The following is an 18,917-nucleotide window of genomic DNA, read 5'->3' as shown; positions in this document are numbered from 1 at the left end:
CGAGATTATAGCTGTCGCTCGGCGAATTTGTTGAGTCCCGCCCCGCGACAGCTGCACGACTGCGTAAAAGTACCGCTTCCGGGGGCGTTCAGGCGGACGGGATGCTGTTCAGCAGCCGCCGCATTTCGCGGTCGATCAGTGGTGTGCTGCCACTTGCCGCGAGCCCCCGCTCAAGGAGCTGCCGCGCCGGTTCGAGGCGATCTTCGGCAAGCACTTCGAAGGCGCGCTTGAACAGATGCAGTGCGTGTTCGCTGGGCAGCGCTTCGAGCGGTGCCCAGCTGGCCAGCGCGGCGGCATAGTCACCGCCCATTGCCTGCAGCAGACCCAGATGAAAGCGCGCGATGTGCAGCGCGGGCGCTCGGGCGATGGCGTGCGACATGCGCGAGATTGCGGGTTCGAACAGCTCAATGTGCGCATATTCGGTGCCCAGCCGATAGGCCAGCAGGGCGTCGTCGGGGTGCTGTTCCGCCGCCGCCTTGAGGACCTGAAGTGCGGTGATGTGGTCGTCGCGCGCGATCGATGCGTCGGCGCGGGCGAGCATTTCTGCTGCGGTTTCTTTCATGAGCTTGTATCTGCGCGGATGGCGATGCCGGCATTTTGCCGGAATTCGTCCAGCCGGCGCAGCTGCCCGAGCCGCACCGGGCGCGCACGGGAACGCCCCCGGGCTGCGCTGGAGACAAGGCTATAGCGCGATGCACGGGAAGGCCCCCGGCTGCGCTGGAGACAAGGCTATAGTGCGATGCTCAGCGAAAAGTGGGCACGTGGCCGGCGATCGCGCACCTCGGCAGGATTGCCGTGGATCGGTTGCGCCAGACTCAGGCGCCCGCTCAACCGCTTGCCCAGCTCGAACAGCATGCCGACGCCGGCGCTGGTGAGAAAGTCGTCCTTGCTTACTTCCTTGAGGATGCCCTGCCGGTAGGGTAGCGCGCCGCCATGGTCGATGAAGGCGACCCATTGCAAGGTGGTGCCGTTCACGCCTTCCCTGGTTTGGGGGGCGATTGTCTGGGCGAGGCGCAGTTCGACACTGCCGAAATAGCCGCTCCGGCCCGATAGCAGGCCCTCCGAGAAGCCGCGGACGGTGTAGGCGCCGCCGATCTGGAACTGCTCGCTGGCAGGCAGAAAACGGGTGTCGGAGAACTGCAGGCCACCGCGCAGAACCAGCTGCAGGCGTTCCGACAGACGGTCGAAGCGCGTGCCGCTGCCGCGGTAGTAGGCGAAGCTCTGTTCGCCGCCGAGATAGGGGATGCCCGCCGCGATCGCGTGATCGGTGTACCAGGCGCGTCGTTCGTTACGGGCTTCGCCGCTCACGCCGAGGGTGATCAGGCGCAGGTCGAGGTCGCTTTGCTGGAATCCGCCGAACTCGCTGCGCGAATCGCGCATCGACCAGCGGCCGTAGATTTTCCACAGGCGCTCGAGGCTGACCTCCAGCGGCTTGCTCAGGCCAAGGCTGAAGTCGCGCGACTCGCCGGTGATGTCGAGCGGGGCGAAGGTGCCGGCGATGACTTTCACGGTGCCGACGCTGAGCGAGGCGTCCATGCGCAGGTCGCTGCGCGAGACGGCGGCCGAGTAGGCGAGCGAGACGTTCTTCGATCCCTCGGTGGCGGTGCCCAGCACCTGCAGGCTGTCGTCGACGCCGAAGGGATTGGTGTAGCGCGCGATCAGCCCGAGGCGGCCCTCGCCGATGGTGTCGCGGCCCGCGTTGTCGGCAAACAGCGTGTAGCTCTGGCGCGGCGGTTCGACCGCGGTGATCTCGACGTCGGTGGTGCCGAACTGCTTGCCCGCGACGATGCCCGCCCGCAGCTGGGTCTCGTGCAGCCGGTTGAAGCGGATCAGGTCCGCCTCGAGCCGCGGTACCGACATCAGCTGGCCCGGCTTGAGATTGAGCCGGCGGGGGATGAAGTCGTCGCGCAGCCAGGTGGTGCCGCCGACCCGCAGTTCGCCGATTCTTGCCTCGACGAGCCGGATGCGTACCGTTCCGTCGCTGACCGTCTGCGGCGGCAGGATCGCCCGCGCGGTGGGCTGGTGGCGCGCGTCATACAGGCGATTGATCGCGGCGACGGCGTCGAACAGATCCTGCAGACTCACCACCGTGCCCTGCAGCGGAGTGAGGATCGCATCGATCTCGGCGGCCGGCAGAATCTCGGAGCGATCGATGGCGAAACGCTCTACGCGGATGTTCTTTTCGGTCGAGGCCGCGGCGCCGTCGCCGGGGCTGGGCGTGGATATCCGAGGCGCTTGCGGTACCTGTTGCAGACGCTCTTCGCGCTGGCGACGTTCGAGGTTTTCCTGCTGTTGCTGCAGGATCGCTCCGGGGTCGGTTCTGGTCTGCGCGACGACCGCGTGCGATGAGAGCAGGGTGGCGGCAAGCACGGCCGCGCGGGTTATCGAGTTGCACAGGTGCAAGGTCTTCTCCCTGGTAGGTGCGGTGCTCATTGCGCGCCGCTGTCGTCGCAACCACTGCGGCCGTTACAGTCGAAAAGTCCGCCACCGATCGATACCAGGCCGGCTTCCCCGGGGGGTTCCTGAGCGGCCCGGGCTGCATTTGCACGCAGGTCGAGATCCTTCCTGCCCTGGCTGTTCTGCGAGGCGAGGACGTTCTCGGTGGTGGTGCTCGCGTTACCGCCCGGCGTGCTAAACACCACCTTGCGGGGGTTGGCGTGGATCAGGAAGGCACCGATGTGGGCCGCGTCGGGGGTCACGTCGAGATCGTAGTTACCGCTGAGGGTGAAGCCGCGCGCGTCGAAACCGGGCTTGACGCGCCGGTCGAGGCGGTCGATGTGCACGCTGTAGTCCGGCGTGTAGAAGGTGGCATAGTCGCCGACCCGGCCGTCCACCACCTTGAAGTTCGGCGTGTCGGCGCTGACCGAGCTGGCGGTGGCGTAGAGTCGGCCGATGCGCACCGTGTTCTCGCTGGAGAGCGCGAGCTTCACCGAGGCGGCATCGCTGCCGCCCACCCCGGTGGCCGTCACCTCGAGCGCGTCGGTCGCATCGACCGGCGCTGCAGCGACATCGATCCCGTTCGCCTCGAGGTCGAGCCTGGGGGTGAGCACCTCGAGCGGGGCGCCCAGGCCGATCACCCCGGGTGCGGTGATGAAGGCTGACTCGGCGGCGACGATGTCCGGACCGGCCAGAATGCTGCCGGCCACGTTGCCGCTGCCGTCGGTGCCCGCGATGATCCTGACCCTCGGTGCTGTCAGCGAACCGCCCGCAAAGGCAATGTCGTCAGCGGCGGCCAGCGTCGCGTCGTCCGCCGCCGTGATGACTCCCGGGACGCGCGTGGTGCCGGATGACGCGACGTCGAGCCTCGCGCCGCCGGTGAGCGTTCCGCCAAGTTCGATATCCGTGCCGGCGGTGACGGTGATGTCGCCGGCACCCGCGAGCCGGCCGCCGTTCGCGAAATCACGGGCGGCATCGATGGTGGTCGTGCTGCCGGTGTCGATCGCGCCGTCAAGTCTCATGTCGCGGCCAGCAGAGAGCTTCAGGTCGCCGCCAGTGTCGATGCGCGAGTCGGCGTCGGCGAGGAGATCCCGGCCTGCGGTGAGTTCGGCATCGCCGCCCGAAGCGAGACTGCCGCCGGTGAGCGCAATGTCTGAGCCGGCCAGGAGTTTGCTGCCGCGCGCGGCGGCAATGGCGCCGGCGAGGGTGGTCGAGGTGCCTGATTCGACCGCCAGGTCCGCGCCGGCATTGATCGCGCCATCAAGGGCGACCGCGGTACCCGCCGACAGGCTGATGTCGGCGCCCGAGCGTGTTGTTCCGCCGCTGGCGAGCGCCTCTTCGGCCCTGGCCGTGATGTTGCCGTCGCTGTCGATGGTGCCGTCGAGCTGCATGTTGTGGCCGGCAACGAGGCTTGCATCGTCGCTGACGGTAAGCGCGCTGTCGGCCCGGAGGTCGCGGCCGGCGCTGATCGTCACCGCACTTCGATCGATCGCGACCGGCCCGCCGAGCAGCACGTCCTGGCTGGCGTCGAGGCTGACATTGCCGCCGCCGAGGGTCGCGGTGCTGCCGTCGTCCGAGTGGCTCTCGATGTTGCCGTTCGCGGCTTCGAGGGCAATCGTCGCGGTTCCGGCGTCGACCCGGGTGCCACCTTCGAGCACGATGCTGCCGGCCTTCATGCTGACCGGTACATCCTGGCTGATGAATTGTCCGGTGGCGCCCAGTGTCAGCGTGCCCAGTACATTAACGGTCGAGGGTGCGGCAATGTCGATGCGCCCGCTGAGTTCGGCCCCGCCGCTGCCGGCAACGAGGTCGAGGCGACCATTGCCCGGCTCGATCCGGCTGCCGGTTTCTGTGACGATGCGATCGCCGGACAAGGCGACCGGCCCGGCGCTCGGTGCCAGCGATCCGCGGCTGCTCAGCGCAAGCGTGCCGCCGGTGGCAATGTCGATGCCGGTGGTGCTGGTGACTGCGCCATCGACTGTGATGCCCGCGCCGCCTTGCAAGCGTGCTTCGGTGCCGGCGTCGACCGCCCGGGCGACCAGCGGCTGGCTGGCGCTGCGGATGAAGGTACCGGTACCGGAACTCAAGAACAGCCAGCTGTCCGGCTCGTCGTCCGGCGTGTCTTCGAGGCGGGTGTCGAGGCCGATGTCGAGATAGTTCGAGGCTTCGCCGATCGCCGCCAGCGCAGTCAACATCAGCGAGCGGGCGCGGATGTTGGTGTCGTCGCTGTCGAAGGCGTCGAGGATCGAACCGGCCGCCTGAAGGCGGATGCCGCGGCGCGAGTAGAGCGTATCGACGTTGAGGTCACCGCCGTCTTCGATGATGTGAATGTCGCCCGCCGCGCGTGCGGTGAGCGTCGAGCCGCTGGCGAGGCGGATGTGCATCGGTGAATCGACCGTGCCGATGCCGCCGTCGGCCGATTCGAGGATCAGCGATTTGCCGAAGATCGAGGTGGCGCCGGCGGTCACCGGCGAGGCCATCAGGCTGCCGCTGGTCTTGATGCGGATCTCGCCATCCGGTGTGGACACGAGACCGATCGGCAGCGTGCCTTCCGAGCCCAGATAGATCTGTCCCGAAAGGGCTTGCGCGGTGAGGCGGCCGGCTTCGGCAAGATCGAGATTGATCGGTCGCGGTTGCAGGATCAAGATCTTGTTGGGGTCGGTCGGGTCAACGCTCGCATCGCCACGCTCGGCCGCGGCGAGCGCGGCCTTGTCTTCGCGGCTGATGGCATTGAGATCCGAGAGGTCTACCACGCGCGGCGCATCGGTCGAGCCGATGCCGGTACCGGCGAGCAGGGTCACGTTGCGGCCCTTGACGTTGGGCGCCTTGATCAGCGTGACGGTGTCGGTGATTTCCTTGAGCAGGCCCGGCGCAACGGCCAGTTGCAGCTGCGATTCGGACCACTTCGAGCCGCTGCGCAGCCGGGTCTCCTCAGCGTCGTCGGCCTTGTAGGCGAAGGTGGCGACATCGGAATCCGGCACGAAGCCGAGCACGCTGTCCGGGGTGTCGCCATAGAGCCGCGCATGGAGCTGGTGGTACTCGGCGGTACGGCTGGCCGAATAGTCGTCGATCTGGGCCGTGCTCCAGCCCAGCTTGACGAACTGCTGGCGCTCGCCGGCACTCAGTTCGAAGCGATAGCCCGGATCGTAGCCGGCGGGCGTGGCCTGGCGGTTGCGCAGGTTCCAGTAGGTGCGGTAGTCCTGCGTCACCCCGGCCTCGAAGCTCGCCACCTGCTCGTCGGCCTTGTCGTCCGCGCGGCTGCCGCGCAGGCGCAGCGAATCCCACAGCGCGGCGAGCTCATCCACGGCGCGCTCGTCGGTGCGCGCGAAGGGGTTGTTGTCGATGAGGGTGCCGCTGGTTTCGATACGCACGTCACCGGCGCGCGATTCCACCGCCACCAGCAGCAGGTTGCCGGAGAACAGCGCGGCCGCGCCGGCATCGCCGAGGTTGCGCAGGAAGATGTTGTCGCGCGCGGTGGCCGCCAGGCCCAGGTCGGGCCATTGGCCGGTGTCGCTGCTGTAGCCGGTGCGCACCACCAGCGGCGTATCGGCAATGCCGTCGAGCACACCGATGCCGCCATTCGTGGCGGTCAGTTCGACGCGCCTGCCCTGCACGCTCGAGGTCGCGTCGGCGCCGAGCAGGCTGCCCTCGGCAGTGAGGCTGACCAGGCCCGCGCCGCGACCGCCGACGGTGCCGATGCGCAGGTCACCCACCGCCTGTTGCAGATGGATGTCGCCGCTGGCGGTGGTGGCGTCGAGCTTGCCGCCGGCAAGTTGCACGTCGACGGCCTGGGTGGCGCTGCCGATGCCGGTAGCGGCCGACAGCGCCACGCTGTTGCCGGTGATCAGGGCCGCGCTGCCGAGCTGGCCGATGGCGCCGGCACTGCTGCTCACCGAGGTGTTGCCGTCACGGTTGAAAATGGCACCGTTCATGAGCACGTCGGCGTTCGAACTGACCGTGACCGCGCCCTGATCGAAGCCGATGTACTCGATCGCGATCGGGTAGTCGGCCTTGACACTGTAGGTCTGCACGTTGCGCTGGGTGACCGTGCGGTAGTACTCGGCGTAGTACTTGGCGTTGGCGCACAGGGTCCACCAGTTGCATTCCTTCCAGCTGCGTCCGGCGGTGGTCACCTGCTCGCGCGAGATCGGCTTGTCGGTGCTGTAGAAATAGGTGTTCGAGTTGGTGCCGCTGGGGAGGATGGTCGAGCCGAGATATTCGCCCTTGGAGAGCGGGTCGTTCGACTTGCTGATCGAGCTGATCCGGTACTGGTCCTGGATGGCGGTGGTCTTGGTGGCCTCGATGCCGAACCAGCCGCTCTGCGAGTAGCGGTATTTCTCCTCGGTGACGGTGCGAGTGCCCTTGGTGAGGCTGTAGCGCAGGCCGGAGACCGGATCGTAGTACTCGCCGGTGCGCGCATCGCCGGGGTCGCGGGTGTAGTGAGTGGTCTTCACCACCGGGGTGCCGTTGGGCGCGATGCCGACGATGTCGGTGATGTTGATCTCGCCCTTCGCGCCGCGGCCGGCGTCGAGCAGGTTGACCACCATGGCGAGGCCGCTCTGGTTGTCGACTGTGATCTGACCGTAGCCGTCGAGCACTCGCAGGCGACCCGCGCCGGGGTTCCGGTTGGTATTGAATACCTGGCCGAAGATCTCGATGTAGCCGCCCTGGACCTGCACGCCAGCCAGCTCGAGGCGGTTTTCCTTGGCGTTGTAACTCACCGCCACCTGTTCGCGCGTGCCCCAGGTGGTGGCGCCCAGGCCGCTGGTCGAGGCGCCACTTACCGCGAAATATTCGGCACCGGGGACCGCCCTCTCGGCATCCGAGAGCCCCTGGTAATAGCTGCGTGCGTCGGCGAAGCTGCGCGCCACGGTGCCTGTTCCGCTGGGCACCTCGACTTGGGCGGTGGCCGGAATCTGCACGCCCCATTCGACGATGCCGCTCTGCACGGTGCCGTTGATGTTGAGATAGCGCGCCGCCAGCAGCACGCTGCCGTTGGCGATGATGCCCTTGCCGTCCTGCGCGTTGGGGCCGTCGATGCGGTCGAGGGTGTGGATCGTCGGGTCGCCCGGCACGAAGGTGAGCGGTTCGCCGGCAACGTGGCTGAAGGTGTTGCTGTAGCTCTGCACGAAGTCGCCGTTGCGGGTCATCACGTCGACCGTCTTGGCGCGGATCGCCGAATCCTGCTCGAGGCGGATGCTCCCCGCGGCGCTCTCTATCTTTGCCAGCCCGCGCGGGTTGCTGATGGTGCCGCGGACCACGATGTCCGGCGCCAGCACCGCCACGCCGGCCGGCGTTCTCGATGAGTAGAACGGATCGAGCGGGTCGTACTTGCTGGTGATGATGATCGCCGGCTCGGGCAGGGCCACGCTGCCGTCGCTGCCGCTCACCGCGGTGTCGGCGGTGGTGATGGCGAAGCGGGCGGCGCTGCCGCTGCCGTTCATGCCGTTGATCTGGGCGTTGTTCGAGATCGAGGCGTCGTTGAAGTAGAGCTTGCCGCCGTCGTTGGGCGGGATGTCGAAATTGTTGACGACCAGGTAGCTCGGGCCATTGTTGGTGATGCGGATCTCGGCATCGCCCGGCGCATCGAGCGTGCCGCTGCCGGACAGCCTGTCGCCACGGATGTAGATGTTGCCGAGCTGGGCGGTGGCATCGGTGAGGGTCAGGAAGGTGGCGCTCGGGCCAGCGGTGGTGCTGGTGGACAGGCTGCCGCTGTCGATGTCGGCCTGCACGTCGTCGATCTGCGCCTGCAGGCTGGTGTTCTTGCCGGTGAGGTCGGCGATCTCGGTGTCGTTGCTGGCGATCACCGAGTCGTTGGTGGTGATTGTCACTTTGTTTGCGTCCACCGTGCTCTGCTTGGTGTTGATCTGGTCGGTGAGATTGTTGATCTCGGTGGTGAGCGTGGCGTATTCGGGGTCGCTGGTGGTGTAGCCGGCGCGTTCGGTCTCCTTGGCCGTGCGCGTCGTTTTGAGCGAGGTGATCTCGCCGTTCAGGGTGACATTGTCAGCGGCGAGACTGGTGTTCTGGCTGGTCCGCGTGGAATTGTCCGCCTGGCGGTCGGCGATCGTGGCCTCACGGTCCGCCTTGAGCTGCTGCATGCCGCTCACCGCCTGTTCCGCGGCCTGGCGCTCGGACAGGCTCGGCACGCTGGCGAAACCGCCATCGGCGCCGCCGCTCTTGAAGCCCAGTTCCTCCAGCTTGCGCTCGAGGAAGCGGATCTCCGATTTGTAGGCTTCCACCGCCAGCGCCGCGTCGGTGTTGGCGTTGCTGGTGGAATACTGGCGGATCAGGTCCTGCAGGGTCTCGATGCGCGCGACGATGTCGCCGGCCACGCTCTGCACCTGGGTGTTGGCAATGCCGATCGAGCCGATCTTCTTGCTGACCGTGCCGTCGATGCCGATCTCGAGTTCCTGCTTGCGGTTGATGCCCACCTCGACCGTTCCGTCGATGGCCACCGACGATGTCTTGTTGACAGCGCTCGAGCCGCCGCGGATCTCGAAGGACACCTTCTCGCCGCCGAATGCCTCGCTGATTGCGCTGGCCACCGAGGCCAGCGCCTCGCGGTAGATGTCCTTGCCGATGCCTACGCCGCTGGCGTCAGCCGAGCCTTCCTGCGCAAACAGCTGGGTGTGGCGCGCCGAACGCAGCAGCGCGTCGCTGCCCAGCGAGATCGTGCTGGTGGTGGTGATGCGCGCATCGGCGCCGGGCTTGGTGGAGATCGGAATCAAGGTGTTGTTAAACAGGTCGGTGCGCGCCGTGGCGGCAACGAGGTCGTTCTGGCCGCTGGTGTTCTGGCCTGCGGCGATGAGGATGTCGCGCTGGGCGGTGAGCGCGGCGTTGCCGATCGAAACCTGGTTGGCGGACGTGAAGCGCGACAGCGCGTTGCCCTCCGGGGCGCCGGCCACGCCGTAGGTGTCGACCGCCACCTGGGTATAGATGTCGCCCTCGGCGCGGGTGCCGATGACCACGTCACCGAGCCCGTCGATCTTCGCTGCCGTGTCGCCGGCCGCGCCGTTGGCCTTGTAGCCGACCTGCACGCTGGCGGTATTCAGGTCGGCGCGGATCTTCGAGTCGCCGCCGGGTACCGCGATGGCGCCGCCCGAATCCACCTTGACCTTGTCGCGTGCGATGACCTGGTTCTCGGCGCCCAGGCTCAGCTTGCCCGGGTTGGCGGTGCTGCCGGTCTGGACGATGCTCGCGCCGTCGCCCACGCGTACCAGCGCCCGCTGCGAGATGCCGGTGTCGCTGCGCGCCGCGGGCAGGTCGAAGAGCCCGCCCGAGCCCGACTTGACGTTCCACTCCGGTACCCCGGGCAGCCACGGGTAGGCCAGGGTACTGAGCCAGGGTTTGAGCGCACTGTTATGCGCCCACACCGTGAGGCTGTCCGCCTTGATCAGGGCAGCGTCGTCGATCACCGCGGAAGTCACGGCCGTCACGGTATTGCTCGCCATCGCGCCGCTGGCGCCCACCACCGAGGCGTTGGTGCTGTCGACCCGGGCATTGAAGCTGCTTGCATGGTCGGCGGTGAGGGTGAAGGTGTCGGTGTCGATGGCCCGTTCGTTGCTGCCGTCCTGGCCGCTGCCGACGCGCGCGAGGGTGGTGCTGGTGTCGCGGGTGGTGGCCTGCGAGGCCAGCCCCGAGACCACTCCGCCGCCGCCGGCGGTCGCCTCGGCAAGGTTGTCGCTCGTGCTCGCCGCCTTGACGGTGGTCGTGGCAGCGTGGAGCTTGACCTTTTCGCCGGTGCTCGCGGTGGTAGTCGCCAGGGTGTCGGCGGTGGAGACGTTTGCGCCGAGGGCGACGATGCCGAGCGAGAGGCCGCTCGCATCCGAGCGCTGGGTGCTGGTGCCGGCAGCCTCGACCGTGGTCGCGCCGCCGGTGGTGATGGTCGCCAGATCGCCGATGGCGGCCGTGGTGACACCGCCGCCGTGGGCTTCGGCGACCGTTGCGTTGAGGCCGACCAGCAGGCCGCCCGAGGCGCCGGTGGCGTGGGCATCGGCGCTCACGCCCGATCCGGGCAGGGCTTGGCGTGCGGTCACCGCGAGGCTCGCCGCGGTCAGTTCGGCGGCCTTGCCGACACTTGCGGTGAGCGTTGGCTGCGCGGTGGCGAGGGCTACCGACGCGCCGGCCGCGCCGCCGGCGCTGATGTTGACGCCAAGCGCCTCGGCGGCGGATTCGGCACTGCCGCCGGCCGCGATGCTGGCGGCCCCGTCGAGCTTGCTGCGCGAGGTGGCGCCGAGGGTGGCGCTGATGGTCGGGGTTGCTTTCGAGGTGGCCGCCGCGCCGCCGGCCGCGAGGCCGAGGCCGGCCTTGGCCGCCATGGCGTAGCTGTCCGCATGGCTCGCCGAGGTGGCCGTGACGGCGAGGCTGCCGACCGTGTTGGAGCCCTGGCCGATGCGCGCGCCGTCGCCGACCGAAGCCGTCACGCCGCCGCCGATGGTCGCTTCGGCCACCGAGGCCCCGACTGCCGCCGAGCCGACGCTGGCGCCGAGCGCCTTGCTCTTTGCGGTGCGCTTGTCGCTGGCGCTCACCGTGATCGCGCCGGCCTTGTCCACCACCACGCCGTCGCCGATGCCGGCTTCGGTGCTGCTCTTGTCGGTGACGATGGCGACCGCCGCGTCGAGCACGACGCCGCCGAAGGACCCGGCAAAGCCGGTGAGATTGCTGGTTGTCCCGGTGTGGGCAAGCACCGATACCGCGCCGCCGCTGTCGATGCCGGCCTGCGCGGCGATGTCGGCCGCGGTGCCGGCGTTGATGTTGAGCACCCCGATGCCGGCGCCGAGGCCCAGCGCGCCACCCGCCGCAGCGCCGGCGGTCAGGGTCGTGTCGAGGTCCTGGCGCGCGTCGATGTCGACCGCGCCGCCGCTGCTCACGTCCGCGTCGCCGATGCTGGCGGTGGTTCCTGTCGAGGCCGCGCTGGCGAGATCGCCGGAGATGCTGACCCCGGCACGTGCGCTCTGCGAGCGGTTGCCCGCGTCGCGGATGCGCGCGTCGTCGGAGCCGGCGAGCAGGCTGTTCACGCTGCCGTCGGCGGCCTGGTCGTCGGCGTAACTGTTTACATCGGCGAAATCGCCGCCGGTGGACTTGAGGCGGCTGCGCCCCTCGGCGTCGAGCCCGCTGCCCACCGAATACACCGCCACGCCGCCGGCGATGGCGCCGAGGCCGCCGGAGGCGCTGACCACCACCGAATCGATCTCGGCGCTGGTGAGCGCATTCACATCCACGTCGCGCTTTGCCGCCACTTTCGCGCTGTCGTCGATGGTGGCCGTGGTGTCGTTGCGGACCGTGCCCACGTCCACGCCGCCGGCCGCACCCACTGCGCCCAGTGCCAGCGAGCCGGTGTAGGCGTCGAGCCTGGCGTGGTTCCTGGCGCTGACGTTCACGTCCTGGGTCGCGCTGCCGTTGGTGACGCCCTGGTTGATCTGTGCGCCGCTGCCGATCACCGCGGTGGTGTCGGAGTCGAGGCTGGTGATAGTGACCGCACCCGAGACGCCGGCGTAGAAGCCGCCCGCGCCGCTGGCGGCGACCGAGAACAGGTCCTCGGAGCTGTTTGCTTCGACCATCAGCCCGGTGATCGGGTCGCGGTCGGCGAGGTCGTTGCCGGACAGGGCCTGCATCGCGGCGGTGTTGTTGCCGCGCGCCTTGACCGTGGCATTGGCGCCGACCCCGGCGGTGGTGTCCTTCTGGATGCGGTTGACTCCGACCGCGCCACCCACGCCGGCGGCGCCGAAGCCAGCCGCCAGGGTGCCGTCGATGATGTCGGTCTCGGTGTCGTCGCTGGCGACGATGCGGACATTGCCGTCGGCATCGACCACCGAGTCGGTGCCGGTGGTGGCGCTGGTGACGTTGGTCATCGACAGCACCGAGGTGGAGCCGGCCACGCCGACCGTGCCGCCCACGCCCAGTCCGGCCGCGATCGAGAGGATCTCCTCATCGGCGCGGGCCAGCACGGCGACGTCCTTGCGGGCGCGAACGTCGGCCGAATCGCCGACCCTGGCGACGGTGGTGTGCTTTGCCACCAGCACGTCCGCACCGGCGCCGATGCCGACCGTGCCGGCACCGGAGGCCGAGCCGGCGATGCCCATCTGGTAATGGTCGTTGCCGGCGGCGACCAGCACCGACTGGCCGGCACCCGCGCCGCTGTTGCTCTGGTTGACCTGGGCGTCGTCGGCGATCTCGGCGGTGGTGTGGGTGGTGATCACGTTCACATCGCCGGCGATGGTGATCGCCGCGGTGCCGGCGGCCGAGCCGGTGGCCGAGATGGTCTCGACGTCGTCCTTGTTGGTGGCGGTCACCGCGAGGCCCTGGAAGCCGCTGGTGGTGCCGCGGGTCGACACGCGCTGGCCGCTGAGGGCCTGGCTGTCGCTGCCGTCGGGATTGCTGGCCGCGGGGGCGCTGATCTCGCCCTCGTCGGTGCTGTTGGCGGTATAGCTGGTGGCAAAGCTGCCGTCTGCCACGGTGACGCCGGCACGGGTGCCGAGCGCATTGATGGTGGCGCCTTTGCCGACGCGCGCGGTAGTGGTCTTGTCGATGACCGCCACCGCGGCCGAGGCGCCAACCCCGGCAGTGCCGCCGAAGGCGCCGTTGCCGGCGATCATGTCCATCTCGTTGGCATCGTCGGACGAGACGATGACGTTGCCGTCGCTGTTCACCGTGGCGGCGTCGGCGATCTCGCCGGTGGTGGCGATGTTCATCACATACACGGAGGCCGAGCCGGCGATGCCGGCCGATCCGCCGGCCGACAGCGAAGCCGCCACCGAGGTGATGTCCTCGTTGCTCAGTGCCTCGACGGTGACAGTGTCCCGGGCCTTGATGTTGCCGCCCACGGTGGCCTTGGTGGTCTTGTCGATCAGGCCCACGTCGGCCCCTGCGCCGACCCCGCCTCGGCCGCCAAAAGCCACCGCGCCAGCAACGCCGAGCAGCTTCGTTTGGTCGCTGGCGCGTACCGTCACGTCCTGCGTGGTGGCGCCGTCGCCGGCCGGGTTGATGGTGGCGGCGCTGCCGATCGCGGCGGTGGTGGTCTCGGTGAGATCGGTCACCGTGGCCGAGCCGGCCACGCCGACGCTGCCGCCGCCCGAGCCGCCGGCGGCGATGGTCTGGATGTCCTCGTGCGAGGTGGCGGTGGCGGCCACGCCCGAGGTGTTTTCGGTGAGCACCGTGCCGTCACCGTCCTTCCTGCCGGTCGGTACCGCCATCTCGCCGCGCTTGCCGCGGCCGGTGGCGCTGCCGTCGATGCGCGCCTCGACGGTGTTGTCGGTGATCAGCACCGAGGCCGACGCGCCGATGGCCACCTTGCCGCCGCCGGAGACGTTGCCGGCCAGGCTGAAGAGATCGACATCGTCGGCCGCGCCGACATGGAGGTTGCCGTCGGCGATCGCGGTGGAGCCGGCATCGATGCCGGCCTTGACCGTGTTCTTCGCCTGCACCACCGAGCCCGAGCCGGCCACGCCGACCTTGTTGGCGACGCCGCCCGAGGCGGAGATGGCTTCGATGCGGGTGGTGGAATCCGACTTGACGGTGATGTCGCCGGCGGTGGACTCGACATTGGTGTTGCCCTTGAGGCGGGCATCGACGGTGTTGCCGACATCGTTCCAGGCGAACGAGACACCGACACCGGCCTTGTCGGTACTGGCCCCGAGCGCGCCAGCGAGGCCGAAGATTCGCGAGCTGTCGGTCGAGTGCAGGGCGATGCCGGCGGTGCTGTCGACGCCGTCGCCACCGCGCAGGCCGGCGATCCAGGCCCTGGTGCTGTTGCCGATGGTGTTGATGGTCACCGCACCGGCGCCAGCCATGGCGCCCTTGCTCGCGCCAATGGCGGCCGAGATGGTGTCGATGCTGTTGTCGGTCGTGGCGTCGAGCTTGATGGCGCCGGTGGCATCCACGTCGCTGTCCTCGATCGCGCTCTCGCTGTCGTTGCCGAGCTTGTTCCAGCTGAAGGACAGGCCGACGCCCGCCTTTCCGCCAAAGGCGATGGCGCCGGCGATCGAGCGGATCGTGGAGTCGTCGAGGGCCTTGAGGTCAACCGTGCTCACCCCGCTGAGCGCCACCTTGTCGAGCCCGGTCCGGGTGGTGTTGTCGATATCGTTGATCGATACCGAGCCGGCCACGCCGAGCTTGCCCTTGGTGCCGGCCACCGAGGCGGACAGGCTCTCGATCTTGCCGGTGACATGGGCGTCGGCATCGAACGCCCCGGAGAGCTTGACGGTCGCGTCGTCGGCGAAGGCGGCGGTGGTGCCCTTGAGTGAGTTCTGCGCATACGAACCAGCCAGACCGTTGCCGCTCTGCTGGGTCGAGATGGTCACGCCGCCCGACAGCGCGCTCACCGCGAGTTTGTTGGTAGCCTTCATGGCGAGGCTGTCGGCCTTAGTGACGCTGGCGCCGTCGGAGAGGAAGGCCTGGGTGTCGGCATCGATGTCGTTGATCGACACGTCGGCCGAGACCGCGATGCCGAACTTGCCCTTGCCTGACTTGCTCGCACCCGCGGCGCTGCCGCTGCCGTCCTGGGTGTCGTTGGCACCGGCCGGCATCTCGGTCTGTGCCTTGCTGTTGGTGGCCAGCGCACCGGCCACCGAGTAGGCGCCCTGCGAGATGTCCGAATAGGCGACCAGGTTCACCGCGCCGGTGCTGCTCAGGTGGCCGGTGGCGGCGGTGAGGTCGAGGCCGAGCGGGTCGTAGTTGCCGATGTAGGCGGCGACGTCCGAGGCGATGGTGTTGAGCGACACCGAGAAGCCAATGCCGACCTGGCCCTTGGTGGCGACCACGCCGCCGGCCACCGAGATGCTCTCGAGATCGGCATGAGCGTCGACGGTGACGTCGCCCTTGGCATCCACCTTCGCATCGTCATCGATCGCCGCCAGCGAGTTGTTCGTCAGCGTGTTGATCGAGACCGCACCTTCGATGCCGACCGCATCCGAGCTGCCGCCAGCCTCGGTGACGCTGACCAGCCGCTGGATGTCGTTGGCGTTCAGGTCGAGCCCAGCGCTGTTGACCTCGGCATCGCCACGGATCGTCGCACTGGCCTTGGTGTCGATGCTGATCAGGTCGGCCGAGCCGCCCACCGCGGCTTTGCCGCCGCTGGTGCCGAGGAACTTCTTGGAGAGGATACCGACAGCCGCGGTGAGGCTGACGTCGTTCAAGGCGCTGACCTTGACCGACTGGGTGGCCAGACCGGCAACCGGCAGGAAGCGGGTGTTCAGTCTGGCACCTTCATCGATCCATGCGTTGGCATTGTTGGCGAGATCGAAGATGTTCACGCCCACCGCCAGGCCGAGGCCGCTCTTGCCCTTGGCGGAGTTGATCGAGTAGGTCGACAGGAACATGTCGAGGACGCCGCCCTTCAGGAAATCGAGGATTTCCTCCGGGTCGGTCCAGTCGATCTGCCACGGGTAGGGGACCACCGTCTGGGCGTCAACCAGCGTTGCGCCGCGCGCGTCGACGGTGGCGTCGCTACCGATCGACGCATTGGCGGTGTTGGCGAAGTTGCCCCGCGCCACCGAGCCGCCGATGGCCGAGCCGGTGGAGGTGGTCTTGGCGCCGGCACTCGAGCCGGGGCGGTCCGAGATCTTCGCGGTAACCGAGATGTCGCCCTGGGCGCGAACGTCCGCCAGCGGCGAGATCGAGGCGGTGGCGATGTTGCTGGCATTGCTCCAGGCAACCGCCCCGGCGGCGTTGAACTTGCCTTCCTTGATGCCGGGGAAGAGGAAGGTGGTGATGCGCTCGGCGGTGGCCGGCTTGAGCTTGCCGGTGGCGCCGAGGATGCTGCCGACCACGTTGCGCTGGATGCCGGCCTTGAAGTTGGTGATCCTTGCCGAGATCGAGGACGGGTTGCCGAGCGTGGCGGCGTTGGCCGAGGTCGATTCCTCGATGTCGGCGTTGGCATTGATCTCGACCTTGCCCGACAGGGCCTGGGCAGTGCCGCCCAGCGTGGCGGTGGTCTCGGAGCTGCTGTCGCTGATCGCCAGCGCCAGGCCGACGCCGCTGCCGCCGGTGTTCTTGGCATCCGCGGCGGCGTTGATCCGGGCCTCGGTCCGGGCGTCGACCTTGATCGAGCCGCCGGTGGTCTGGGTGCCGGCGCCGACTTCGGCGAGGGTGGTGATGTGGGTGTTGGCGCGCACGAAGGTGGCGTCGACCGGCTTGTTGATCGAATTCACCGAGGCGCTGACATCGATCTCGGTATCGGTCGCGGCCTCGATCGACAGCGCGTTGGTCGCGACGATCCTGCTCGTTCCGAGTACCCGGGTGCGGGCTTCAGCTGTCGATTCGCCCCAGGCTGCCGAAAACAGGAAGGGGCTGCTGAAGGTGGGCTTGGCTGCGGAGACGGCTTGCGAGCTGATCGTTACCGTATCGGCGCCGGTGACGGCGGTGGCGCCGTCGATCAGCGTGGTGGCCTTGGCGGTCGAAAGCGCGACCAGCGGCACCGAACTGAAATCGAAGAAGGTGTCGTCGAGCGTGGTGATCAGCGCGCCGTCCGGATCCGGCAGCCAGCTCTGGTCGAGCAGCGTGGTGGCGGTGCCGAGGATCTTGTAGACCAGCGAGGTGCTGGCGGACGAGTCGATGGTGACGCTGCGGCCGCGAATCTCGCTCGCCACGGCGCCGCTGTCGCCGATGGTGGTGGTCGCGGTCGCCGTCTTGCTGAACCCGGTACGCGCACCCGCCCGGCTTGAGATGGTCACGTCGCCGCTGCCGGTGACCTTGGACCCGAGCAGGGTGGTGCTGGCGGTGGCCTTGCTGGTGACGGTGAAGAACTGGCCGGCCACGCCGTCGACCGGATCGTCGAGCTCGTTGTCGACCCAGCGCTGGGCATCGGCGACGCTGAGGCCGGGGTCGTTCTCGAGCAGCTCGGTCAGGCCCGAGGTCTCGGCGGTGGCGCGGATCAGGATGTCCTTGCCGGTAATCGTGGCCTTGGTGGCGCTGATGCTGGCTTCGGCGTCCCGGTTTGCGCCGATCGCGTCGAGTTCGCTGGCCTCGACCTTGACGTCGCCGCCGGTCTTGCCATTGTCGGCATGGGCGAGCAGCCTGCTGCCAGCCTTGAGCTCGATGGTCTTGGCCTTCAGCGAAAGATCGCCTGAATCGCCCTGCGAGGCGCCGGTGAGGTGGTTGCCGGTATTTACATCGCTCAGGTCGCGGGTGGAGATGGTGACGTTCTCGTCCACCGTGATCCGGTCGTTGGCGATCAGGCTGTAGTCGGCGCCATCGGTGTACTGGTTCTTGCCGACGACTTCGATGTCTTCGGGATCGATCAGCACCGCACCGCGCCTGCCATCGGTGGCGCCGGCCCGCAGGGCGCCGCCCTCGAGCCGCACCGTGCGCGCTGCCGAGAATTCGATGTGGCCGCCATCGCCCGAGATTTCGCCGCCGCGTGCCGAGACCTCGGCGCCGGCTGCGAGGCTGGCGGTATTGCCAGCGAAGATTCGCACATCGCCGCCGTCCGAGCGCGCGCCGTGGCCATCGGCCGACACGCGAGCACCGTCGGCGAGGGTGATGTCCTTGCCTGCGTCGATGCCGATCCGGCCTGCCGCCGCACCGTTGCTGCCGTCGGCTGCGAGCCTGCCGGCCACCGACACGTTCTGGCTGCCGACGATGCGTATCGTGTCGCCTTCGGCGAGCACCGTCGCCGCGCCGTCGAGGCCGTCGATATTGACCATTGCGCCAAACTCGACGCGCGCCGCGGCGCCGGCAGAGATGTCGGCATCCGCTCCGATCCGCACGCCTGCGGCGGAAAGGTTCACCGCCCGCGCGGCGCGGATGCGGCCCTCGACCGTGATCAGCCCGGATTCCGAGAGCGGTATGCGGCCTTCGAGCGCGGCCGCGACGGTGGCGTTTTCGATATTGCCCGAGCCGTCGATCAGCCTGTCCATGAAGCCGGCGCTCGGCGTGGCCAGCAACAGGCTGCCGACGTTGATCTGTCCGCCGGCGCCGACCGCGATGCCGTGTGGGTTGAAGAAGAACACGTTGCCGCCGATGCGCCCGTCCTTGTAGGCGTTCATCACGCCGTCGAGGGTGCTGCGCTCGTTGCGCACCAGGTTGAGCAGGTTGGAGGTGCCGCCGGGCAGGTGCAGATTGACGGTCTGGCCGCGGCCGATGTTGAAGCGGCTGAATGAGTTGAAGGCCGTATTTGCCCTGACCGTCGTGGTATGGATGTCGGTGACGGTACCGTGGCCGGCGAGGGTCGTTGCGGTCCGGCCGTCGGGGACGATTGGCGCCGGGCCGGCGTGTGCCGCCGCCATCATCATGAGCGGTGCCGCGCAGGCGTTGAGGAAGGCGCAACGCCGCAATACGCAAAGATACTGGCGGCGAAGGAAACCCAGGGCACCGTAGCTCATGATTCCGTCTCTTTGTCGAATGCCGGGGTCGTAGGCCGCCCACGGTTCTTCTGAGGAATAGGGCCGTACTTTTGGGGTCCGCGGTGACGCAAGAAGCGAGCCGTAAAATGTAAAGTTATGAGGCGATAAGGATTTTTACAAATATTCTTTTTGCAAGCTGGG

Annotated in this window: 3 protein-coding genes; all 3 read right to left on the bottom strand. The window is 68.4% G+C overall.

The window, feature by feature from the left end; all coding sequences use genetic code 11:
* Window positions 1-88 precede the first annotated feature (88 nt).
* Window positions 89-562 carry a tetratricopeptide repeat protein gene (locus GQB03_RS02900; RefSeq protein WP_159683943.1) on the bottom strand — a complete coding sequence of 158 codons (474 nt, stop codon included), beginning with the start codon at window positions 560-562 and terminating at the stop codon, window positions 89-91.
* Window positions 563-729: 167 nt separating this feature from the next.
* On the bottom strand, window positions 730-2,433 hold the full coding sequence (locus GQB03_RS02895) for a ShlB/FhaC/HecB family hemolysin secretion/activation protein (RefSeq protein WP_159683939.1): 1,704 nt from the start codon (window positions 2,431-2,433) through the stop codon (window positions 730-732).
* Window positions 2,430-18,755 (bottom strand): leukotoxin LktA family filamentous adhesin, encoded by a 16,326-nt coding sequence (locus tag GQB03_RS02890; RefSeq protein ID WP_159683934.1) that lies wholly within the window; start codon window positions 18,753-18,755, stop codon window positions 2,430-2,432. Before GQB03_RS02890 ends, GQB03_RS02895 begins: the two co-directional genes overlap by 4 nt.
* Window positions 18,756-18,917: the final 162 nt, after the last annotated feature.

The organism is Cognatazoarcus halotolerans (assembly GCF_009800965.1).
Lineage (GTDB): Bacteria > Pseudomonadota > Gammaproteobacteria > Burkholderiales > Rhodocyclaceae > Cognatazoarcus > Cognatazoarcus halotolerans.
This window is presented reverse-complemented; position numbering and strand designations above follow the sequence as displayed.